A 20,731-nucleotide genomic window follows, 5' to 3' on the forward strand; every position below is an offset into this window, starting at 1 on the left:
AGCGTCGCTGATAGCGCTCGCCGCTATGGCGCGGAGCTTTCGCTGGCGGTGTCGGGAGTGCTGCTTGCCTCCCCGCTGGCTGTATTTTCACCAGCAGGCGCGCGTCCGAACATCTCGTCGAGACGTGCTTGTTCGGCGGCTTCCTCTGCGGCGCGGGTTTCATCGGCGCGGCGCTCGATTTCATCGACATCCATGCCCGCAACCGCGCCCAAAGCCTTGTAAAGATCACGCTTGCGCTGGGCCAGCTCGGCATCCTGCGCCTCACGCAGCTCCTTCACTTCCTGATTTTCGATGTTGGAGGCCATGATCTCCGCATCGCTCCGGTCAGGGTCATAGGTGGTGACATAGGTGATCTGCGGCTTTTCGGGAGTGCCGTAATGCTTCTCTCCCGTCAGCCAGACCATAATCAACGCAAATGGCGCTGTCGAAGCGATCAGGATTGGCCAGCGATAAGGGTTGGGCTTCCGAAACTCGGTCCAGAAGTCCACAATTCCCGGTGCGGGATTGAATCGTGATTTGGCGAGCCTGCTCATGGTGGGGCGCAATATAGGGGCGGTGAGCGGTCTAGACCAGTGTTAGTAGGGAGTCTTTGTTGCGTGCGGACCGGACTTCCGTCCGGTCCTTGGCCGCGCCACCCGCGCCCTCCACCCTTCCACCCGGAGCCTACCGGGATAAAATCCGGGTGGAAGGGTGGAGGGCGCGGGTGGCACGGCGCGAGCGATAGCGAGCAGTAAACAAAAGCCAATACCAATCACCCGAAACTCGCATACAGGCTGCGGCCCTTGTCCTTCAGCCATTTGTCCGCGCGGCTGATGTCGTCTTCGTAAATGTCGCCCAGCAGCGCGTGGAAGGCGGGGCTGTGGTCGAAATGAATGAGGTGCGCGACTTCATGCGCGACCACTGAACGGCGGACGAAATCGGGGGCCTGAACCAGCCGCCAGTTGATGCGGATGCGGTCCTTGTCGGAACAGCTGCCCCAGCGGCGCTGTGCCCGCGACAGACCGACCGGGACCGGTCCCAGCGCGGCGGCGGCGGTGTAGTCGGCCATATCGTCCTCGAACAAGGCCAACGCTTCGCGTTCGAGCCAGCGTTGCAGGCGCTTATCCAGCCCCTCTTGCGGGCCGCCGATGCGAACAATGTCGCCAGTGCGTTTGGGGCGGCGCGGTGCGGCCGCGTCCCATTCCACCGCCAGCGTCTCGCCGCGATATTGCAGCGTTCCGCCGGGTCCGGGCGCGCTTCGAGCGGGCACCTTGGCGAGCTGCTGGGCCAGCCAGTCCGCGCGCGAATGGGCAAATGCAATCGCGTCTTTGCCATTGGCCCATTTGGGCAGCGTGATGCGCACTTCGCTGCCATCGGGCGCAAGCCGCAGGGTGAGCCGCTTGGCTGTCCGGTGGCGGCGCAGAGCGATGGGAATGCTCGCACCGTTCAGCTCGATTTCGGGCTCTATCTGGGGATTGGGCGGCTTGGTGATATCCGCGCGTTTGAGCCAGTCGATCACTCGGCATCCTCCGCATCAACGGCAAAGCCCATCGGGGCAGAGGGGCGGGGCGGCCCCCATTCAACGATATGATGCTCCAGCGGGCCAGCGTCCGTCTCGCTCACCACGCGCCCGGCGACCGAAACGCCGGCATGCTTCACCGCCTCGCGGTCGCCGCTGATGAGATAGTGCCAGTCGTGCAAGGGGCGCCCGTCCGCGCGCAGGCGATAGGCGCAGGTCGTGGGCAGCCACGGCACATCCTCGACGATGGAGAGCGTCAGCCGCAGGCAATCGGGCACGAACGCCTTGCGGTTGCGATAATCGGAGCACTGGGCGCTTTCGCAATCGAGCAGCTTGCACGCGACATTGGTGTCTTCGATTGCGCCGGTATCGGCATCCTCGATCTTGTGCAGACAGCAGCGCCCGCAGCCATCGCAAAGGGCCTCCCACTCGGCGCGGGAGAGCTGCTCCAGCGGCAGCTCCCAGAAGGCCTCTCTTAGCTCACCCATAAAGCCAGTTCAGCCTCGACCGCATCGGCGCCCTGATCGTGGGGGAGCATCGAAATCGGCTCTCCATCAGGGCCGAACAGGAAGGAGATGCGCGAATGGTCCATCAGATATCCGCCTTCCTCATTCGCCTCGAATTTCGTGTAATAGACGCTGAATTTCGAGGCGACATCGGCGATCTGTTCCTCGGTGCCGGTGAGGCCGATCATGCGCTCGGAAAAGGCATCGGTGAACTGCGTGAGCACTTCGGGCGTGTCGCGCTCGGGATCGACCGAGATGAAGATCGGCTGGACTTTTGCGGCCAGTTCCGGTGCGGATTGCTCGAACTGGGCAAAGCCCTGCATCGTGCGCTGCACATCGGTGGGGCAGGCATCGGGGCAATAGGCATAGCCGAAATAAACGATCCGGTACTGCCCGTCGAAATCGGTCCAGCGCACGGTTTCGCCATCCTCGCTGGTCAGCGCGAATTCCCCGCCGATGGTCGCGCCTTCGAGCGGCGGCGACAGCGGAGCCCCGACCGATGTTTCTGGCGCGCAAGCGGACAGCGCCAGAGCGGCGATTGCGGTAAAGGCGGAGAATGACTTGGCGCGGATGTTCATGGTCTGCTAATTGCCTCAGGAGCAGAGGACACCCAAGGGGCAGCCTCAAAAATGATGTCTGACAGGAAATGCGAAGGGTTCAAAGCGTGGGTTCGATTGTTTTGCGCAAATTAGGCTTGGTTAGAGCGAAAGCCAATGGCGGCTTGCATGCAATGGCTGCAAGTGCACTTGCCATTGGAGCGTTTGCCGTCGGCGCGATCATCCCGCTTGGCCAGCCGGCACTCGCGCAGCTTTATTCGCAAGGCTACGAATTCCTCGAAGCGGTCAAGGATCGCGATGGCGACACGGTCACCGAAATGCTCAATGAGCCGGGCACGACCGTGATCAACACGCGCGACATCACCACGGGCGAATCCGGGCTGCATGTTGTAGTCGCGCGGCGCGATACGACCTGGGTGCGGTTCCTGCTGCAACGCGGTGCCAATCCCAATATCCGCGACAATGCCGGCCTCACCCCGTTGCAACTTGCGACACGGCTGGGCTTTGTCGAAGGGGTCGAGGAATTGCTCAAAAAGGGCGCGCAGGTCACGGTGGCCGACAGTCAGGGCGAAACCCCGCTGATGTCGGCTGTGCACCAACGCAATGTGGAACTGGTTCGCCGGTTGCTCGCCGAAGGTGCGGACCCTGACCGCAATGACAATTCGGGCCGCTCGGCGCGCGATTATCTGGCTCTGATGACAGGCAACACACTGTTGGCGCGTGAGTTTCAGCTTGCCGATGAAGCGCGCGAGGGGCAGGGGACGCAAGAGCAATACGGACCCTCTTTCTAAAGGCCGGGCCTTTTCATGACCACCATAACCCCCGATTTTGCCGACATGACGCTCGACGAACTGCGCGTCGCGCTCGCGCCAGAGATTGCCGCTGCGGCGATTTTCGACGGGTGGACCGAGAAGGCGCTGGTGTCCGCCGCCGATATGGTCGGCGCTGACCCTGATATCGCCAAGCTCGCTTTCCCCAAGAAGGCGCCCGGCGGTCAGGCGATGGACATGATCGAGGCTTGGGTGACCGGCGTCGATCAGGCGATGGAAGCCGAATATCCGCAGGACCGGCTCGCGACGATGAAAATCCGCGAGCGTATCCGTGCGCTGGTGGCCTTCCGGCTGGAAGCGGTGGCGGATGTCGATGAGGCTGTGCGCCGCGCTCTGTCGGTGATGGCGATGCCGCAAAATGCGGCGCGCTCGATGCAATTGGGCTGGCGCTCGGCGGACATCATGTGGCGGCTCGCGGGCGACACCGCGACCGATTACAACCACTATACGAAGCGCGCGATCCTTGCGGGGATCTATTCGGCAACGCTCGCAGTCTTCGTGAATGACGACAGCGATGGCAAGGCGAAGACCTACGAATTCCTCGACCGCCGCATTGATGGCGTGATGAAGTTCGAGAAATTCAAATACCAGCTGCTCGGCAAGGACCGCGAGATGCCCAGCCTAAGCCGGTTCTTGGGTCGACTTCGGTACCCCTCTAGGTAGTTTCCTCCATATCGGAAGTGGATTAACGGACGCGGCGGGTCGCTCTGCGCTGCGCTGTGTCCTATCAACCTTGCCAGAGATTCGCGGCGGATTGGCCGCGCAACTGGATCACGGAAGGAATAAGAGGATGGCGGGTTCGCTCAATAAGGTCATGCTGATCGGCAATCTCGGGGCAGATCCCGAAGTGCGCAGCTTTCAGAATGGCGGCAAAGTGTGCAACCTGCGCATCGCAACCAGCGAGACGTGGAAAGACCGCAACACCGGTGATCGTCAGGAACGCACCGAGTGGCACACGGTTGCGATCTTCTCAGAAGGTCTGGTGAACGTTGCCGAGAACTACCTCAAAAAGGGATCGAAGGTTTACGTCGAAGGCCAGCTCCAGACCCGCAAATGGCAGGACCAGAACGGGCAGGATCGCTATTCGACCGAGATCGTACTGCGCGGCTTTAACGGCACGCTGACCATGCTCGACGGCCGCGGCGAAGGCGGCGGCGGTGGTGGCGGGGGCGGTGGACGCTCCGGCGGCGGCTATGGCGGCGGTGGCGGCCAAGGCGGCGCTCAAGGTGGTGGCGGCCAAGGTGGCGGCGGCGGCTGGAACCAGGGTGGCGGCTCGGCTGGCGGTTCAGGCGGCGGCCACGACGATCTCGACGACGATATCCCGTTTTGATCGATCAGTAGATCGCCTCGGCGATGCGCGCCCAAGTTTCTGATGGGCCGACCATAAATCTCACAGGTGCGCCGCCAACGGCGACCACAAGCCCCAGCACGCTGGCCCAATGCGGTCTGCCGCGGCTTCTCCAGTCGTAGACAAGGAACGCACCGGCAATTGCGAATGCGGCAATGCCGGCCAGCGGCTCGAAACCGATTGCCAGCCCCAATCGCGCAGTCGCAGGGGGCAGCATCATCAGCCCTGCGAGCACCATCAGCCGCTTATGCGCTGCGCCATTGGTCCGGTTGGCGAGCGCGAGGGCGTAGAACAGCACAAAACCCAGCAGGTCCATTGTCGGGAAAATTGTCGATCCGGCGGGCGTCATTCCCGCAATCGAGGTCTCGGGCCGGGCAATCGCCGCGCTGACAGCAAAATATCCCGTGACCAAAATCAACGCGACCAGCGCGGCGCTCAACTGGCCCAATCGCTTGTGGAGCGTGAAGTTGGCCTTGCCGATCAGACGCGCCTGCGAGGCGGTCAAAATGTACCAGCCTAGCATGACGATCCCGTGGAAGATCAGCAGCGTACTAGGCGGAAACGGAAATTCGGGCAGGTACAGGGCGGACGCGCCAAATCCGGCGAAGATGATCACGATCATCGCGATGGTCATGTTGAAAAAGAACGGTTCCGCGCGTGGATTGGTCATAGTCGACTGCCCGGGAGTGGTCTGAAGAAACAGTCCCCGATCGTCATGCCGACGATGAAGATGGCGAGAGCCAATCCGTTCACCCCCATGCGGATTGCCTGCATTGCGACTGTCGTAAGACAACACTGCCAGAACGACCGGGAAGCTGCAAGAAAGCGCTCCCGCGCTGCGCATGCCGGTCGGCGAGGCATTCGGCTAACCCATTGACTTGGCGCGCAATAGATGGCTTCTTTGCCGCTGGGTCGATTCAGCTCGGGGGAGTAAGAATTGCTGTCGTTGATCTATGTTAGCACCGCAGCCACGCAAATGAATGATGCCGAGATTGAGGCGATTACGACGCGCGCGGCAGCTCGAAATGCCAATGCGGGTGTTACCGGAATGCTCGCCTACAATTCGCGCAACTTCATGCAATTGCTCGAAGGCGGCGGCGAAGCGGTCCTGTCCATTATGCAAGATATCGAGCGGGACGAACGCCACGAAAGCATCGTCTATCTGCGGCAGGATAGCCGCGAAAGCCGGGAATGCCCCGACTGGTCGATGCGGTCGCTTCTGACCCCGCTTGTCGGGATCGGTTCGGCCAGCGTCTTTACCGGATCGCTGCCGCGTACGATGGAGCTGGACACCAAGATGCTCTTCACCAGCTTTGCCTCCAGCCTCACAGCCGACGCAGCGCAGCGCCATGCCGAGCAAGAGGCGGCGCTGATGGCCGGAACCGGCGCTGCCCAGAACGACTGAGATTTGCGAGTTTAGTCGAGAGCAAACAGTGCCAAACCCTCGGGGTCGGGCACAGTGATCCTGCCATAGCCGCGCTCGATCAGTCCCGCTTCTTCCAGCGCGCTTAAGGCCGCATTAGCGGTTGCTCGGGTCACGCCCAGCAGGTCGGCGAGTTCCTGCTGGGTGATCGCGGTCTGGCCGTCGGCCCGGGCCAGGTTGGCGAGCAATCCGGCCAGCCGCTGGGGATTGGTGCCGCGCCGCATTCCCGCGAGCTGATCGAGCGTGTCCTGCAATTGCGCAGACAAGGCAGAGAGCAGCGCGCGGTTGGAGGCAGGATATTCGATCAACAGGTCGAGAAAGGGCGCGCCGCGAATAAAGCGCAAACGGCTCACCCCGCGCGAGACTGCATCGACAACCCGCGGCCTGCCGGAAAACAGCGCAAGCTCACCGTATGAATCGCCCGGGCCCAGCACCGCAACCGCGCGAAAATCGCCATCGGGAAGGAACTGGCCGACGCGCACGCTGCCTTGCTCGATCAGCCAGAACCCGTCTGCGAGCGTCCCGCGATGCTGGATGAACTGATTGTCGCTGAATTCGCGGATCGGGCTGGCCGCGCGCACTCTCTCTTTCACCTCATCCTCAAGCGCGGCGAACAGCATCGGCACGGCGAGCGAGCGGCGGGGATCGGATAAATGTAAAGAATTAGACATTCTTGCGCAGACCTAACCGCTATCAGTCTCTCCAACAAGGGAGAGAATCATGCCCGCTTCAACCATTGCTATCCTGTCGATCTTTGCATTCTTCGCCGCTCTCGAATTGTGGCGCACCAACCTGTTCGGCAAAGGCGAGCAGACCCGCGATGACGGGATTGTTGAAGCGGTCAGCATGACCATGCTGGTGGCGATCACTCAGCCCGCGATCATCTTCACCGCAGCTGCGCTGATGGGGCTTTTCCTGCCGCAATTCGAAGGGGCCTTGGCGGATATCAATGTCTTCGCCGCGATCGCTCTGTTCCTGATCCTCGACGATATGACGCAATATTGGTGGCACCGCGCCAGCCACACATTCCCAAGGCTCTACAACCTCCACCGCGCGCACCATAACGCGAAATATATGAGCGTGCGCCTCGTCTACCGGAACAACATTATCTATTACGCGATCATGCCGGGCCTGTGGTTCGCTGGCATCCTGCTCTATCTGGGGCTGGGCTGGGTCTATGCCTTCTACCTCGTCGTGAAGATGACGGTGATTATCGGCGCGCATTCTGATGTGGCGTGGGACCGTCCGCTCTATGCGATCAAGTGGCTCTCGCCCTTAATGTGGGTGGTTGAGCGCACCATCTCGACCCCTGCGACCCACCATGCGCATCATGGCCGCCATGCCGACGATCCGGCGGTGAACTACAAAGGCAATTACGGCAATCTGCTGTTCTTCTGGGACATCCTGTTCGGCACCGCCAAGATCACGCGCCAATATCCAGAGAGCTACGGGGTCGAGAACCTCGCCCCTGCCAGCCTGGGCCAGCAATTGCTGTGGCCGATTTTTCCTGAGAACAAGCAGATGGACAGCGCCGTAAGCGAAACGCCGTTGCCAGCACGAGAGGCCTAGACTGGCCGCGCCGCAGGACCTCAATACCCGGCAAGGCATTTCAAGCGCCGCTTGCCATTGATCGAACTTGTTGGTGCATTGGTCGCAGGGTATTGGGAACCTCGCAGAACACCTCTATTCGCGCCTCGATGAACAGAATTTCGAATCTGACAGCTTTCATTTTCCACGCAGCAGGGCTGCTCCTGCTCGCAGGTTGCACCTCGGCCAGCGGGGTTGCGGACCAGACCCAGCCGTGGTTGATCGCAAGCGACCTTAGGTCAGTGCAACAGGATGACGGCCGCACCGATCCCGCCGTGCGCGGTGTCTGGCGTAGCCGCGGCTATGGCCGCATTCTGGACATTTCGGAGCAAGGCGTTCGGCAGTATGAGGCCGGAACGCAGTGTTATAGTCCGGCACGCGAGGACGGGTCCTCGCTCAGCGAAATGGATTCGGTCACTTACCGCTATTTCCGCATGCTGCCGGGGGAAAAGAGCGCGATCTTCCAGCTCCTTCGCGGCGATACCAATGTGGTGTTCGACCGGCTGGATAGCTTGCCCGCTGCTTGCCGGACCGAATTGCCCGTTTCTCCTCGAGCGGTGTCCGATGCCTTCCTCGACGCGTTCGAGCGGCACTACGCATTTTTCGAGCGCCGACCGCCCGACCACGCTGCAAGGGCAGCACGGCTGCGCGCGCAAATCAGGCCTGACATGGGCGATGAAGAATTGTGGGCGGCGCTCGGCACCTACATGGACGGCCTGTCAGACAGCCACACCAAGTTGATCGGAGAAGTCGCCGGTGAGCGCCGCCGTATTCAGGACGGCCAGGGCGAAACCCTGCCTCGCATTCGCAGCGCACAGGGCGGCGAGAGCGAATGGCTGGTCGGTTTGATCGGGCAGACGCTAGACCGATTAGACGAAGGCGCGCAGCATACCGGGCGCGACCGGATCATCTGGGGCCTGATCGATAACCGGATCGGCTATCTCCAGATTTTCCAGATGGGCGGCTTCACCGACCGGCAGGACTTTGGCAGCGATGAATGGGCCGATGCGGAAATGGCGGAATTCAACCGCATCATGGACGAAGCTTTCGCGGCATTTGACCAAGCGGGTGTGGCTGCAATTATCGTCGATCTGTCCAACAATCGCGGCGGCTGGGACCAGATTGCGAAGGCCATTCCCGGACGCTTCACCGACAGCGCATATACCGGCTTCACGACCCGCGCGCAGGGATCAGGCCTTGCTGAATTCCCACATGTGATCGAACCTGCTGCGGGAACCCGTTTCATCGGCCCAACCTATCTGTTGACGAGCGATGTCACGGTGAGCGGCGGTGAGCTTGCTAGCCTGGCTCTGCTGCAAAACCCGCAGGTTGTGCACGTCGGCACGAAAACGCGCGGAGCCTTCTCTACGCCTTTGGCGAAGCGCCTGCCGAATGGTTGGCTGCTGGAGGTTTCGAACGAAACCTTCGCCGCGCCCGATGGCGTGGTTTATGAAGAGACCGGGCTGGAACCGCGCATCAATATCGAGGTTTACCCGCAAGACGATCCGGTGGGCGGGCATTGGAAGGCGATCGAGCGCATCGTGGCGCTGGCCGGAGCGCAGTAGAAGCCAGCCTGAAATTCAATCCCGCTTCAACCCCTTGAGCATTTCGGCCAGCGGGCCTTCCTGCTCGCCTTCTTTCACGATCCCCGCCTTTTCGCGGGCGGCATCGGCTTCGGGGCCTTCGGCATAGGGGTCGATGGCTAGGCCGAGGGACTGCGCCACCGCCTCGCCCAGATCGAAGGCGTCGCCGGAATATTCGATCTCGTCGCAATCCTCAGCGCCCAGTTCGACTTCTATCTCTTCGTTCTCGTCAATCGGTGTGTCCAGCGATCCGGCTTCGACAAAGCGCAGGTCGAGCGCTTCGTCTATATTGGCGGGAAAGTCCTCGCCCGAGATCGCGCAAGTCTGGCGGATTGCAGCCTTTAGCGTGCCGGTCGCGCGGACGGCTGAGCCGCGTTGTTCAAGCTCGACTTCGGCGCGCAAGCTATCAATGCCGGGCAGGCTGAACCGCGCGGCCAGCGCAGCGCGCTCACCGGCATCGGCTTCGACCACCACGGTTTCGCCCGGCAGGCCTGCAAGTTTGATCCGGCGCGAAAGCTCGGGCGTGGGCAGCGCGCTCATTCGGCGGTCTCCGCGCTGAAGCTCGCATTGATGATCTGCTCGTCGCTCAGACCGGAAAGCCGCTTTGCAAGTGTGAGCAATTTGTCTGCCACAACTTCGCTACAGGCCGCTTCATCCGCGCCATCGACAAAGGTGACATTGCGCGAGACTGCGCCGACCAGCTTGCTGCGATCCTTACCCGCCAGCGCGTCATTCAGCGCGCCGCGATAGGCGCCCAGCCTGCCGCCCAGCACGCTCATCAGCTTGCCGATCCGCTTGCCCACGACCACGTCGTTGATGCCAAATTCGCGCAATTGGGCGTCCATGTCCTCAACAAACAACTCCGCCAGCAAAGCGCTCTCGCCGCGCATATTGCTGGCCTCGACCCGCACGATCACCACGCACAGGATCGCGGTGATGAGGTCAAAACGGCCTGCGACCGTATCGGCCACCTTGCCTTCTGCATAATAAGATGGTGCGCGCGCCAGCTCGACCACGCGGTGCCAGAGCGGGCGCATGGCTTCGCGCGGGTCCGGCGCGGTTCCGAGCAGGCGGGAGAAGAACGACATAGGGGCACTCACTAATGGATTTAATCGAGCCTGTCTCGCAGAGCGGTTTGGCAAACATTCAGCCGCAATTCACCGGCCCGCCACCAGATCGGAACCCGGCGGCTTGAGGCGAATGGACCACAAATGATTGCAGCAGCGGCGTTGCAAGGGCCAGATATTGACCGTAAGGCGCTCGATATAGAACGCTGCATCCGTGCGGCAAGAGAAACGACTAAGTGGGAACTGACTGGCATTATGCTTGGTAACGCTTCGGCAAAAAGCAGGTTTGTGAAACTCGCAGCGCTCTCTTGCGCGGTGCTGGCATTGGGGGCGTGCTCCTCGATCCGCGAATCGCGTGGTTATGTGACGGATGCGGTTTTGCTCCAGTCGGTGCAGCCGGGGATCGACAATCGCCGCTCGGTAGAGGGCACTTTGGGACGCCCGACTTTCCAGAGCCAGTATGGCGAAGACACCTGGTATTATATTTCCAGCACCACGGGCCGGCGTCCGTTTGTGCGTCCGCGGATCGATCAGCACGCGGTGCTGGCGGTGCAATTTGACGAAGCGGGCAATGTGAAAAGCGTCGAGCGGCGCGGGGTCGAGGAGGTTACCTTCCTCCAGCCCGATGGCGACAAGACCCCGACATTGGGCCGTGAGCGGACCTTCCTCGAAGATCTGTTCGGCAATATCGGTCAGGTCGGCGCAGGCGGTCCGGGTGCTGGCGGACCCGGCGGCCCGTAAGCGGTCAATCTTGATCCTGACGGGTAAGCGCCCATATCGCTCCCCATGAGTGATTCCAATAACAGCCACGGCCTGATCCAGTGGCACGGCACCACGATTATCGGCGTCAAGCGCGGCGATAAGGTTGTGGTTGCGGGCGATGGTCAGGTGTCGATGGGCAACACCGTGATGAAGCCCAATGCGCGCAAGGTCCGCCGGATCGGTGAAGGCGACAAAGTCGTCGCCGGTTTCGCCGGAGCGACAGCCGATGCCTTCACCTTGTTCGAGCGGCTTGAGAAGAAGCTGGAGCAATATTCCGGCCAATTGCTGCGCGCCTCGGTTGAACTGGCAAAGGACTGGCGCACTGATAAATATCTGCGCAATCTCGAAGCTCTAATGATCGTTGCCGACGCGGAAAGCCTGCTGGTGCTGACCGGCAATGGCGATGTGCTGGAGCCTGAAGGCGGGATTGCCGCGATCGGATCTGGTGGGAACTACGCGCTCGCCGCCGCCCGCGCGCTCGCCGATTACGAAGACGACCCCGAACAGATCGCGCGCAAGGCGATGGCGGTCGCGGCTGATATCTGCGTCTTCACCAATGGCAATCTGACCGTCGAAACGGTCTGAGCATTCCAGAGAGATCATGACAGACAACCTCACCCCTAAGGCCATCGTTGCCGCGCTGGACGATCACATTATCGGCCAGAAAGACGCCAAGCGCGCCGTCGCGGTTGCGCTGCGCAATCGCTGGCGGCGTCAGCGGCTTGGCCCTGATCTGCGCGATGAAGTCACGCCCAAGAACATCCTGATGATCGGCCCGACCGGCTGCGGTAAGACCGAGATCAGCCGCCGTCTGGCCAAGCTCGCCGAGGCGCCTTTTGTGAAGGTCGAGGCGACCAAGTTCACCGAAGTCGGCTATGTCGGGCGCGATGTGGAACAGATCGCCCGCGATCTGGTCGAGGAATCCATCCGCCTTGAGAAAGAGCGCCGCCGCGAAAGCGTGCGCGAGGCTGCTTCCGATGCCGCGATGGAGCGCCTGCTCACTGCTTTGGTGGGAGACAATGCGTCCGAGGCCACCCGCGAAAGCTTCCGCGAGCGGATCGTCCAGAATGCGATGAACGAAGTCGAGGTCGAAATCGACGTCTCCGACGCGCCTTCCACGCCCTTCGACATGGGCAATATGGGCGGCAATATGCAGATGATCGACCTGTCGGATATGATGGGCAAGGCATTCGGCAAGACCAAGACCAAGAAACAGAAACTGCGCGTCCCCGATGCGTGGGACAAGCTGGTCGACGAAGAAGCCGACAAGCGTCTCGACGACGAAGATGTCGCCCGAGTTGCGCTCACCAATGCAGAAACCAACGGGATCGTGTTCCTCGACGAGATCGACAAGATTGCGGTGAGCGATGTGCGCGGCGGCTCGGTCAGCCGCGAAGGCGTGCAACGTGACCTGCTGCCTTTGATCGAGGGCACTACTGTCGCGACCAAATACGGTCCGATGAAAACCGACCATGTGCTCTTCATCGCCAGCGGCGCGTTCCACGTCGCCAAGCCCTCCGACATGTTGCCTGAACTGCAAGGCCGCCTGCCGATCCGCGTCGAATTGCGCGCGCTGACGCAGGAGGATTTCGTTCGCATCCTGTCCGAAACCCGCGCCAATCTGGTCGAGCAATATCGCGCGCTGATTGCCACCGAGAAAGTCGAACTCGACATCACCGAAGACGCGATCAACGAGGTTGCGACCATCGCGGCGCAGGTGAACGAAAGCGTCGAGAATATAGGCGCAAGGCGGCTCCAGACGGTGATGGAGAAACTGCTCGAAGATATCAGCTTCGAAGCCGAAGACCATGAAGGCGAGACGATCCTGATCGACGCCGCCTATGTGCGCGAGCGGTTGGGCGAGCTGGCAGGCGACACTGACCTGTCGAAATATATCCTGTAATGGCTGGCGAGCCAGTCAGCGATCTTCAAGGCATGCTGGCGGGCATGGAGCCGGTCATGCTTGATATACATGGCTGGGTCTTCTTACAGGATGACGGCGAACCCTATTTTCAGGAGCCATTCGCGACCATCCGCGAGGCCGAAGGCACGACCTTCATCATGGCTGCCGATCCGACGGACGAGGGGCCTTTCTTCGCCCGCATCACCCTGTCGGTCCATTCCGATCTCGAAGGGGTAGGGCTAACGGCGGCGGTCGCGAGCACGCTCGCCGAAGCGGGGATCGCCTGCAACGTCATCGCAGCCTTCCATCACGATCATCTATTCGTGCCATGGGATCGGCGCGAGGAAGCGCTGGCACTGCTTGAAAGGCTGAGCCTCGACGCGCGTCGATAATTCTTGACCGTTTGCAGGGCGGGGCGGGGATTGGCGGTTGAAACGCCGCCGCCTAGGCGCTCTAACTGTTCCCGTTAGAATTCAAGCAACGGGGCCGACTTCCATGATCCGAAACATCCTGCGCGCCAGCGCAGCCGCAACCAGCCTGCTCGCCGCCGCGCCACTCTTGGCCGAAGCGCATAGCGAGGGTGACGCACCCACGCTCTCTGCGCCCGAGATCGAGTACACGATGTGGACGCTCGATAACGGCCTGCGCGTCATTGCGATCCAGGACGACACGACCAGCACCGTCACCACTTCGCTGTGGTACGATATCGGATCGAAGCTCGACCCCGAGGGACGCAGCGGTTTCGCGCATCTGTTCGAGCATATCCTCAGCCGCAAGACCGAGAATATGCCTTACAATATGATCTACGGACTGACCGCCGATATTGGCGGCACGCGCAACGCGTCGAACTGGATCGACCGGACCAACTATTACGAGCAGGTTCCAGCCGCTTACCTTGAAACCATGCTGTGGACCCACCGCGAGCGCATGGCCAATGTGGTGGTCGATGATGAAGTGTTCGAAACCGAGCGCGGCGTTGTCAAAGAGGAACTGCGCCAGCGCGTGCTCGCGCCGCCCTATGGCCGCTTGCAGCGCTTTGTCCTGCCCGAAAACGCCTATGACGTGATGCCGCATCGCCGCCCGGGGATTGGCTCGATCGACGACCTCGACAGCGCGACGCTCGACGATGCGCGCGCCTTTTACGAGGCCTATTACGGGCCCGACACCGCGACGCTGATTGTGGCGGGCAATTTCGAGATGGATAATCTGCGCGCGTTGGTGAGCGAGTATTTCGCCGACATTCCGCGCCGCGCCAATCCGGTTGACCTCGCTCTGCCAGAGCGCGAGCCTGAAGTGACCGGCCCGCGCACTGTCAACGCCACGGCGCCCAATGTCCCGCTGCCGGTGATCGGCGGCGTGTGGAAAGGCCCGCCGACCACGCATGGCGACGCCGCTGCGCTCGAAGTGCTGTCTGCGATCCTCGACCGGGGCGACAATAGCCGCCTCAACAACGCTTTGGTGCGTTCGGGGCAGGCGGTGCAGGCCTTTGGCGGTGCGTCCATGTTCCGCGAGGCAGGGCAGATCGGCGTCTATGCCGTGGTTCGCGGCGAAGAGCAGATGGAGGCGGCCAGCGCGACGCTTGACGCCGAGCTCGAGCGCATCCGCACTGAGCATGTGACCCCCGCCGAACTCGCCGAAGCCAAGAACGAGATCATCGCCAGCACTTTGCGCCGCCGCGAAACCGCGCGCGGGCGGGCGTTTGAACTGGGCGAGGCTTTGGTGTCGAGCGGTGATCCCGATTTCGCCGACCGCCGTCTGGCCGAGATCACCGAAGTCTCCGCCGAGGATGTGATGCGCGTCGCCGCGCTCTATCTGGACCCAGACAAGCGCGTCACCATTACCTATCGCGCGGGCGAGGATGATCCGGCGAGCTACGCCAATCCGACCCCGCTGCCAGAATTCCGCACGCTCCCGCCTGCGACCGGCGAAATCCGTCAGGTCCGTCCCGAAGGCGAACGCATGGCGCCTCCCGGTCCCGGCGCATCGCCCGAAGTGGCTGCTCCCGAAATCGTCGAAGCGACGCTCTCCAACGGCATTCAGGTTGTCGCGGTTCAGACCGGCGACGTGCCGATTGCAACGATCTCCATGCTGGTCCCCGGCGGCAGCAAAACCGACCCGCGCGACCGCGCCGGTATCGCGCAGCTCGCCGCGAGCCTTGCCGACAAGGGTATCAACGGCATGGACGCCGAAGCCATCGCGGCGCGCTTTGAAAGCCTTGGCGCAAGCTTTGGCGGCGGCGCGGGCAGCGACGGGACGAGCTTCAGCCTGACCGCTCCGGTTGCCAATATGGACGAGGCGGGTGCGCTTGCTGCTGCAATCGTCAAAGGCGCGATCTATCCGACCGACGAGTTCGAACGTGAGCGCGCCCGCGCGGTCGATGGCCTGCGCGTCTCGATGCAGGAGCCGGGCGGTCTGTCGCGCATGATCGCGCGGGTCGCGATGTATGGCGATGCGCCCTATGGCTCGCAGCCCGGCGGCACGTCGGACAGCCTTTCGGCGATCACCCGCGAGCACCTTCTCGAACACCGCCAGCGCTATTTCCACCCCTCGCGTATGCGGCTGGTGATCTCGGGCGGCATGGCTCCGGATGAGGCGATTGCGACCGCAGAGGCGATGTTCGGTGATTGGAGCACAGATCTGCTCGCTGGCCCGCTGCCGCAGGAACCCGCAGGCCGGGCGCAGCCGGTGCGCACCATTGTGGTCGATATGCCCGATTCGGGGCAGGCCTCGGTCATCACCGCCGTCCGCGCGCCATCGCGCCAGTCGGAGGACTACTTCCCGCTGGAGCTTGCCAACAGCGTGCTGGGCGGCGGGTCGAGCGGGCGGCTGTTCGAGGAGATTCGGACCAAGCGTTCGCTCAGCTACGGTGCCTATTCAGGCTTTGCCGACCGCGCGGACGATTCCATCCTGACTGCCAGCGCACAGACCAAGAATGACAGCGCGGATGAGGTAACGCAGATCTTCCTCGATGAATTCGAGCGGCTCCGCAGTGAGGAGCTCAGCGAGGATCTGCTTGAGCGGCGGCGGCTCTATCTGACCGGCGGCTATGCGCGTTCGCTAGAGACAAGCGGCGGCTTCAACCGGATCGTTGCGACTCTGCTCCAGCAAGGCCTGCCTGCCGGCGAAGCGGCGCGTTATGCCGAGCGGCTTGCTGCCGTCGATGCGCAGGCGGCGAGCACGGCGGCGCGCAGCTATGTCAATCCCGGCCGCGCGACGATTGTGATTGTCGGCGATGCCTCACAATTCCTCGATGATCTGCGCGAAGTGCGCGAAGATATCGAGGTGATCCCGGCGGACGCGCTTGATCTGGCTTCGGCGGATTTGTGGCGCGCAGTGGAGGCAAGCGAGGGCGGCGACGCGGAGTAAGCGCCGCTTTTCTTATTCCGCTTCGGCCAGCTCGCTCGATTGCTGCGACCACATATCGGCATAAAGTCCGCCTTTCGCGAGTAGCTCGCCATGCGAACCGCTTTCGGCCAGCTTGCCGCCATCGAGCACAATGATCCGGTCGGCGTCGGCGATGGTCGAAAGCCGGTGCGCGATGGCGACGGTCGTGCGGCCCTGCGCGAGCCGTTTGAGCGTGCCGAGAATTTCCTGCTCGGTGCCGGTGTCCAATGCGCTGGTCGCTTCATCGAGCAGCAGGATCGGCGGGTTCTTCACCAGAGTGCGCGCAATCGCGACCCGTTGCTTCTCCCCGCCTGACAGTTTGAGCCCGCGCTCGCCCACGGTGGTTGCAAAGCCATCGGGCAGCCGCTCGATCAGCGGCATCAGTGCGGCATCGCGCGCGGCCTGTTCGACCACAGCTTCGTCAGCACCTTCGGCGCCATAGGCGATGTTGTAGGCGAGCGTGTCGTTGAACAGCACGCTGTCCTGCGGGACAATGCCAATGGCGGCGCGCACGCTTTCCTGCTGGACCTCGGCGATATCCTGACCGTCGATCAGGATGCGCCCGCCTTGCGGATCGTAGAAACGGAAGAGCAGCCGCCCGATTGTGCTCTTGCCCGCGCCCGACGGGCCAACGATTGCCAGAGTTGATCCGGCAGGCACTTCGAAACTGAGGCCTTTGAGGATGGTGCGCCCGTCATCATAGCCGAAGGTGACATTGTCGAAGGCGAGCGAAGGTTCAGCCACCACCAGCGGCGGCGCGCCCGGCACGTCTTCCACTTCGACAGCCGTGTCCATCAGGCGGAACATCTCGGCCATATCGACAAGGCCTTGCCGGATGGTGCGATAGACCCAGCCCAGCAGGTCGAGCGGGCGGAAGAGCTGCATCAGGTAGGTGTTGACGAAGACGAGGTCGCCCACGGTCAGCTCGCCCTTGCTCCAGCCCCAGACCGAATAGGCCATCGCGCCCGCCATCAGCGCATTGGTGATCCCCGCTTGCGCCACGTTGAGCAGCGCGAGCGAGTTTTCCGATTTCACTGCGGCCTGCGCATAGGCGCGCGCGGCGTTGGAATAGCGTTCTTCCTCGCGCGTTTCGGCGCCGAAATATTTGACCGTCTCGAAATTGAGGAGCGAATCCACCGCCCGGTGCAATGCCTGCCCGTCGAGATCGTTCATCTCGCGCCGCAATTTGGTGCGCCATTCGGTGATCCAGCGGGTCAGCGCGATATAGGCCACGACGGCAAGCGCGGTAGCCGCAACCAGTTCCCAGCCGAAATTGAGGTAGAAGATGATGCCGACTGCAATCAGCTCAATGGCCGTGGGGGCGATGTTGAACAGCAGGAAGTAGAGCATGGAATCGATGCTCTTGGTTCCGCGTTCGATGATCTTGGTGATCTCGCCGGTGCGGCGGTTAAGGTGAAAGCGCAAGCTAAGCCGGTGGAGCCGGTGGAACACGTCCTGCGCCAAGCCGAGCGTCGCCATCTGGCCCACCCGCTCGAATGCGACATTGCGCAGATTGTCGAACAGCAGCGAGGTGAAACGGCCCAGCACATAGGCCGCGACCAGCGCCATCGCGACTTGCGCAGCCGGGGCAAAATCGCCCGCAGCTTCGGTGCCCTCCATCGCGTTGACCGCGCCTTTATAGGCAAAGGGCAGGGCCAGCATGACGCCTTTGGCCGCGATGACGAGCAGCATCGCGAGCACGATCCGCACCCGCAATTCGGTGTTATCGCGCGGCCAGAGATAGGGGAGGAAGCGCCTGAGCGTCACCCAGCCTTCGCCCTCGGGCGGCTTGGTCGGACGATCCGAGGAGGCGTTGTCGGGCGGCATTCGAACCGCCCATGTGGGCGCTATACTATCCTACGGCAAGGTCGCCGCCAGAACGATAACGGGGATCAGTACTCGATAGAGCTATAACCGCTTGAACGTTGCCGCCGGAGCGCGCGGGCGACATCGCGCGGGACATCGAACAGAATGCGCTGGTTGGAAAAGTCGATCGCCACCCGGTCGAACATTCGCAGATGCTGCATGCCGAGCGAGATGACCGGTGTATCCTTCAATCCCAAAGCTTCGAAAGCGGGCGCATCGGCAAAGGCGAGCGGAACATTCTGCAAGGACAAGCCTTCGATATTGAGCGAGCGGACATAGGAAAGCTCACCGACCAGATCGACGCCGTTGACATCGGTGGTGGTCACCTCCTGCGCGCGCATATTGCGAAGGCGCCTCTGCAATGCCAGATTGCCGATGCTCCCCTGCGCGCCAGTGTCGATGATAACGATCGCATCCACTCCTTCGACAGAAGCGCTGGTGATGAGCAGCTGGCCCAGTTCACGCCGCGCGCGAACAATAATCTCGAACCCGGCCCGATGGTTTCGTATGGTTGATACGTCCTGCACTGCGATTGTTTCTTCGCGGAAGTCGATGAGCACGCGCAGATCCTGCAAACTGTCGAGGCCCAGAATTCCGTCGGCGCCGACATGGCGCGCGTCCAGCACCGGTGAGACAATGTCATGCACGGTGTGGCTGCCAAAGCTCATGGAATCGACTTCAACCACGTTGACGGGCCGAGTGCTGGCCATTCCGACAAGCGTCGCGGTGCCGAAGGGGGTAAGTTGCAAACCATCATTGATCTGATGCGTGACGGCAGTGGCCTGACTGCCGGTGTCGATCATGAAGTCGAAAGGCCCTGACCCCTCGATCGTGACCGGAACAGTAAAGCGGTTGGCCCGGTCCTCATCAAGATCAATGATCTCTGTCTGCGGGTCGGTGATGTTCGGGGCGATAGCCTCTATCTCGGACGTGACCGGAGTGATCGGGGGTTCGACGGCGGTTGTGGCCGCGCTTGATCCGATCAAACTCGCGCTGAGTGCTGGCAGGGCCCATAGATATGTCATCGCATCTTCCCGTCCGTTTGGGCGCGCAATGGGTAGGGGACCCTCGCGTCACCGTGATGCGAAGGTATCAGACAAGTACCACAAGCCAAAATGTCGCTGGTCGAAAAACCTTGGCGGTCTGCCTCAGCCTCAGGCTCAGGCAATAGCCGCAACCGGAGCGGCGTCGCGATTGCGCAGCAGCGCCCAGGTCTCGCGCACGATGCTGCGATAAAAGAACCAGAAGGTCGCACCATATATGAATGCGCCCAGCGCCGCGTTGAATGCGAGCGAGAAGAGCGGCGAGTCGATGGCAACCAGCGATTGCGCCGAAAGAACAGCAGCAGCCATCGCCGCGCAGGCAAACACGATCGGCAGCAATGCGTCGAGCAGTGCAAGCGGGCTCACCCCGATCCGCGGCAGAGTTACCGTTAGTGTGACCGCGCAGAGCAGCGGCGCTGCGATCCACCATGCATGGACCAGACCCATCGCTCCGCCGCCAACGCTCGATGCGAACATCACGGGAAAGATCACCGCGCCCGCTATGCTGGTGAACAGATAGACGCGCGGCCGCCCCATCGCGTTGGTCACGGGCGAGCAGATCAGATGCAGCGCGAAGGCCGGCATCGCCAGCGCAAGCCCTGCGACAATCGGGATCAGCCCGGTCCATTTCTCGCCCATCAGGACAAGGATCGCATCCTCACTAACCAGCGCGAGGCCGACATAAATCGGCGCGCAGACCATCATCACCATGCGCGCGGTCTTGAGGAAATAGGGCGCAAGCGGCTTGGCCGCGCGGTGCAGTTCTGAATAGGCGGCAAGCGCGACTTCGTTGATCGGTGGGACAAAGCGCCCTGTGACGATCAGGGTCAGGAACAAGGCCTGCGTATAGAGGCCCAGATCATAGGTCTCCATCAACCGGCCAGCGATCACAACGTCGCTTTGGCTCTGGATGATCCAGAACAGCTGGCAAAGGGTCAGCGTGCCGCCATAGGTGAACAGATCCCACGCGCCGCTGGGGTTGAATACCGGACGAATCCAAAGCTTGGCCGCGATCATCATGCCCACGGCGCGCGCGATAAAGATCGAAAGGCCGGAATAGATCAGCGCCCAGACCCCCCAGCCGAGCCATGCGAGAACCAAGGCAGTAAGCGCACCCACAATTGCGGCGCCCATATTGACCTGGCCTTGCCTGCGGAACTCCAGCTTGCGCGCGAGCCATTCGGATGGAAGCGCGATGAAGGGGATGGTGAGGAAGATCGCCGCCTGCACGCGCAGCATGTCGGCAACGATGGGCTCATCGAAATAGGCCGCCGCATAGGGCGCAAAGGCGAGCTGGATCGCGGCGAGCAGGACGTTGGCCATCAGCAGCATGCCGAAAACCTGCCCCACGCGCCTCTCATCCACCCTGTCAGT

The 20,731-nt window shown here is 62.1% G+C and carries 22 protein-coding genes (1 of these 22 running past the window's edge); 11 read left to right on the forward strand and 11 right to left on the reverse strand.

Features of this window, described 5'->3' with window-relative positions:
• Positions 1 to 23: 23 nt before the first annotated feature.
• The 4 genes from Q0887_RS14605 to Q0887_RS14620 form a co-directional block, all read right to left on the reverse strand.
• Positions 24 to 533 (reverse strand): hypothetical protein, encoded by a 510-nt coding sequence (locus tag Q0887_RS14605; RefSeq protein WP_299196626.1) that lies wholly within the window; start codon positions 531 to 533, stop codon positions 24 to 26.
• Between the two features lie 218 nt (positions 534 to 751).
• A complete protein-coding gene (locus Q0887_RS14610) occupies positions 752 to 1,498 on the reverse strand; it encodes a SprT family zinc-dependent metalloprotease (protein ID WP_299196627.1) in 747 nt (248 codons plus the stop codon).
• Positions 1,495 to 1,986 carry a YcgN family cysteine cluster protein gene (locus Q0887_RS14615; protein ID WP_299196629.1) on the reverse strand — a complete coding sequence of 164 codons (492 nt, stop codon included), beginning with the start codon at positions 1,984 to 1,986 and terminating at the stop codon, positions 1,495 to 1,497. The genes Q0887_RS14610 and Q0887_RS14615 overlap by 4 nt, the downstream gene beginning before the upstream one ends.
• Positions 1,974 to 2,582, reverse strand: coding sequence for an SCO family protein (locus tag Q0887_RS14620; RefSeq protein WP_299196630.1), 609 nt, complete (start codon positions 2,580 to 2,582; stop codon positions 1,974 to 1,976). Before Q0887_RS14620 ends, Q0887_RS14615 begins: the two co-directional genes overlap by 13 nt.
• 152 nt (positions 2,583 to 2,734) lie before the next feature.
• Here Q0887_RS14620 and Q0887_RS14625 point away from each other — a divergent pair, with 152 nt between their 5' ends.
• From Q0887_RS14625 to ssb, 3 genes are all read left to right on the forward strand, one after another.
• The gene (locus Q0887_RS14625; RefSeq protein WP_299196631.1) at positions 2,735 to 3,352 is read left to right on the forward strand and encodes an ankyrin repeat domain-containing protein; all 618 of its coding nucleotides are present in this window, start codon (positions 2,735 to 2,737) and stop codon (positions 3,350 to 3,352) included.
• Between the two features lie 15 nt (positions 3,353 to 3,367).
• Positions 3,368 to 4,054 (forward strand): COQ9 family protein, encoded by a 687-nt coding sequence (locus Q0887_RS14630; protein ID WP_299196632.1) that lies wholly within the window; start codon positions 3,368 to 3,370, stop codon positions 4,052 to 4,054.
• 127 nt (positions 4,055 to 4,181) lie between these two features.
• Entirely contained in the window at positions 4,182 to 4,721 is a 540-nt protein-coding gene (gene ssb, locus Q0887_RS14635; protein ID WP_299196633.1) for a single-stranded DNA-binding protein, read from the forward strand.
• 4 nt (positions 4,722 to 4,725) lie between these two features.
• Here ssb and Q0887_RS14640 read toward each other — a convergent pair whose 3' ends face one another.
• On the reverse strand, positions 4,726 to 5,409 hold the full coding sequence (locus Q0887_RS14640) for a hypothetical protein (protein ID WP_299196636.1): 684 nt from the start codon (positions 5,407 to 5,409) through the stop codon (positions 4,726 to 4,728).
• A gap of 267 nt (positions 5,410 to 5,676) precedes the next feature.
• Between Q0887_RS14640 and Q0887_RS14645 the strand changes: the two genes are divergently transcribed.
• Positions 5,677 to 6,144: a BLUF domain-containing protein gene (locus tag Q0887_RS14645; RefSeq protein ID WP_299196638.1), complete on the forward strand. Its 468-nt coding sequence runs from the start codon at positions 5,677 to 5,679 to the stop codon at positions 6,142 to 6,144.
• Between the two features lie 11 nt (positions 6,145 to 6,155).
• Here the strand turns inward: Q0887_RS14645 and Q0887_RS14650 are convergent, their stop codons facing one another.
• Positions 6,156 to 6,833 carry a Crp/Fnr family transcriptional regulator gene (locus tag Q0887_RS14650; RefSeq protein ID WP_299196641.1) on the reverse strand — a complete coding sequence of 226 codons (678 nt, stop codon included), beginning with the start codon at positions 6,831 to 6,833 and terminating at the stop codon, positions 6,156 to 6,158.
• A 49-nt stretch (positions 6,834 to 6,882) separates the two neighbouring features.
• Here Q0887_RS14650 and Q0887_RS14655 point away from each other — a divergent pair, with 49 nt between their 5' ends.
• Together Q0887_RS14655 and Q0887_RS14660 are read left to right on the forward strand one after the other, a co-directional pair.
• Positions 6,883 to 7,731 carry a sterol desaturase family protein gene (locus tag Q0887_RS14655; RefSeq protein ID WP_299196643.1) on the forward strand — a complete coding sequence of 283 codons (849 nt, stop codon included), beginning with the start codon at positions 6,883 to 6,885 and terminating at the stop codon, positions 7,729 to 7,731.
• A gap of 128 nt (positions 7,732 to 7,859) precedes the next feature.
• Positions 7,860 to 9,314, forward strand: coding sequence for a S41 family peptidase (locus Q0887_RS14660; RefSeq protein WP_299196644.1), 1,455 nt, complete (start codon positions 7,860 to 7,862; stop codon positions 9,312 to 9,314).
• A 15-nt stretch (positions 9,315 to 9,329) separates the two neighbouring features.
• Here Q0887_RS14660 and Q0887_RS14665 read toward each other — a convergent pair whose 3' ends face one another.
• The gene (locus tag Q0887_RS14665; protein WP_299196645.1) at positions 9,330 to 9,872 is read right to left on the reverse strand and encodes a YceD family protein; all 543 of its coding nucleotides are present in this window, start codon (positions 9,870 to 9,872) and stop codon (positions 9,330 to 9,332) included.
• Positions 9,869 to 10,420, reverse strand: coding sequence for a ubiquinol-cytochrome C chaperone family protein (locus Q0887_RS14670; RefSeq protein WP_299196646.1), 552 nt, complete (start codon positions 10,418 to 10,420; stop codon positions 9,869 to 9,871). Before Q0887_RS14670 ends, Q0887_RS14665 begins: the two co-directional genes overlap by 4 nt.
• A 234-nt stretch (positions 10,421 to 10,654) precedes the next feature.
• Here Q0887_RS14670 and bamE point away from each other — a divergent pair, with 234 nt between their 5' ends.
• The 5 genes from bamE (at position 10,655) to Q0887_RS14695 (ending at position 16,430) form a co-directional block, all read left to right on the forward strand.
• Positions 10,655 to 11,140 carry an outer membrane protein assembly factor BamE gene (gene bamE, locus Q0887_RS14675; RefSeq protein WP_299196788.1) on the forward strand — a complete coding sequence of 162 codons (486 nt, stop codon included), beginning with the start codon at positions 10,655 to 10,657 and terminating at the stop codon, positions 11,138 to 11,140.
• A gap of 45 nt (positions 11,141 to 11,185) precedes the next feature.
• Complete coding sequence (gene hslV, locus Q0887_RS14680; RefSeq protein WP_299196647.1) at positions 11,186 to 11,746, forward strand: ATP-dependent protease subunit HslV; 561 nt, start codon at positions 11,186 to 11,188, stop codon at positions 11,744 to 11,746.
• A 16-nt stretch (positions 11,747 to 11,762) separates the two neighbouring features.
• The gene (gene hslU / locus Q0887_RS14685) at positions 11,763 to 13,064 is read left to right on the forward strand and encodes an ATP-dependent protease ATPase subunit HslU (protein ID WP_299196648.1); all 1,302 of its coding nucleotides are present in this window, start codon (positions 11,763 to 11,765) and stop codon (positions 13,062 to 13,064) included.
• Positions 13,064 to 13,456 carry an ACT domain-containing protein gene (locus tag Q0887_RS14690; RefSeq protein ID WP_299196649.1) on the forward strand — a complete coding sequence of 131 codons (393 nt, stop codon included), beginning with the start codon at positions 13,064 to 13,066 and terminating at the stop codon, positions 13,454 to 13,456. Before hslU ends, Q0887_RS14690 begins: the two co-directional genes overlap by 1 nt.
• 103 nt (positions 13,457 to 13,559) lie before the next feature.
• Positions 13,560 to 16,430, forward strand: a complete 2,871-nt coding sequence (locus Q0887_RS14695; RefSeq protein ID WP_299196651.1) for a pitrilysin family protein — start codon at positions 13,560 to 13,562, stop codon at positions 16,428 to 16,430.
• Between the two features lie 12 nt (positions 16,431 to 16,442).
• On the opposite strand, the gene Q0887_RS14700 is transcribed toward Q0887_RS14695, so the two are convergent.
• From Q0887_RS14700 to Q0887_RS14710, 3 genes are all read right to left on the reverse strand, one after another.
• A complete protein-coding gene (locus Q0887_RS14700) occupies positions 16,443 to 18,275 on the reverse strand; it encodes an ABC transporter ATP-binding protein/permease (protein ID WP_299196652.1) in 1,833 nt (610 codons plus the stop codon).
• Positions 18,276 to 18,340: 65 nt separating this feature from the next.
• Entirely contained in the window at positions 18,341 to 19,339 is a 999-nt protein-coding gene (locus Q0887_RS14705; protein ID WP_299196654.1) for an aspartyl protease family protein, read from the reverse strand.
• A gap of 135 nt (positions 19,340 to 19,474) precedes the next feature.
• Positions 19,475 to 20,731 carry the 3' portion of a lipopolysaccharide biosynthesis protein gene (locus Q0887_RS14710; RefSeq protein ID WP_299196655.1) on the reverse strand. Its footprint extends 318 nt past the window's final position, so 1,257 of the gene's 1,575 nt are visible here — the last part of the coding sequence; its start codon lies beyond the right edge, outside the window; its stop codon occupies positions 19,475 to 19,477.

The sequence above is a fragment of the uncultured Erythrobacter sp. genome (genome assembly GCF_947492365.1).
GTDB lineage: Bacteria > Pseudomonadota > Alphaproteobacteria > Sphingomonadales > Sphingomonadaceae > Erythrobacter.

Coding starts and splice junctions, on each gene's coding strand:
- Q0887_RS14655 (WP_299196643.1), top strand. CDS start 6,883: ATGCCCGCTTCAACCATTGCTATCCTGTCGATCTTTGCATTCTTCGCC.
- Q0887_RS14690 (WP_299196649.1), top strand. CDS start 13,064: ATGGCTGGCGAGCCAGTCAGCGATCTTCAAGGCATGCTGGCGGGCATG.
- hslV (WP_299196647.1), top strand. CDS start 11,186: ATGAGTGATTCCAATAACAGCCACGGCCTGATCCAGTGGCACGGCACC.
- Q0887_RS14620 (WP_299196630.1), bottom strand. CDS start 2,582: ATGAACATCCGCGCCAAGTCATTCTCCGCCTTTACCGCAATCGCCGCT.
- Q0887_RS14700 (WP_299196652.1), bottom strand. CDS start 18,275: ATGCCGCCCGACAACGCCTCCTCGGATCGTCCGACCAAGCCGCCCGAG.
- Q0887_RS14705 (WP_299196654.1), bottom strand. CDS start 19,339: ATGACATATCTATGGGCCCTGCCAGCACTCAGCGCGAGTTTGATCGGA.
- Q0887_RS14625 (WP_299196631.1), top strand. CDS start 2,735: ATGGCTGCAAGTGCACTTGCCATTGGAGCGTTTGCCGTCGGCGCGATC.
- Q0887_RS14615 (WP_299196629.1), bottom strand. CDS start 1,986: ATGGGTGAGCTAAGAGAGGCCTTCTGGGAGCTGCCGCTGGAGCAGCTC.
- Q0887_RS14630 (WP_299196632.1), top strand. CDS start 3,368: ATGACCACCATAACCCCCGATTTTGCCGACATGACGCTCGACGAACTG.
- Q0887_RS14605 (WP_299196626.1), bottom strand. CDS start 533: ATGAGCAGGCTCGCCAAATCACGATTCAATCCCGCACCGGGAATTGTG.
- Q0887_RS14695 (WP_299196651.1), top strand. CDS start 13,560: ATGATCCGAAACATCCTGCGCGCCAGCGCAGCCGCAACCAGCCTGCTC.
- Q0887_RS14670 (WP_299196646.1), bottom strand. CDS start 10,420: ATGTCGTTCTTCTCCCGCCTGCTCGGAACCGCGCCGGACCCGCGCGAA.
- Q0887_RS14665 (WP_299196645.1), bottom strand. CDS start 9,872: ATGAGCGCGCTGCCCACGCCCGAGCTTTCGCGCCGGATCAAACTTGCA.
- hslU (WP_299196648.1), top strand. CDS start 11,763: ATGACAGACAACCTCACCCCTAAGGCCATCGTTGCCGCGCTGGACGAT.
- Q0887_RS14650 (WP_299196641.1), bottom strand. CDS start 6,833: ATGTCTAATTCTTTACATTTATCCGATCCCCGCCGCTCGCTCGCCGTG.
- Q0887_RS14660 (WP_299196644.1), top strand. CDS start 7,860: ATGAACAGAATTTCGAATCTGACAGCTTTCATTTTCCACGCAGCAGGG.
- Q0887_RS14640 (WP_299196636.1), bottom strand. CDS start 5,409: ATGACCAATCCACGCGCGGAACCGTTCTTTTTCAACATGACCATCGCG.
- bamE (WP_299196788.1), top strand. CDS start 10,655: ATGCTTGGTAACGCTTCGGCAAAAAGCAGGTTTGTGAAACTCGCAGCG.
- ssb (WP_299196633.1), top strand. CDS start 4,182: ATGGCGGGTTCGCTCAATAAGGTCATGCTGATCGGCAATCTCGGGGCA.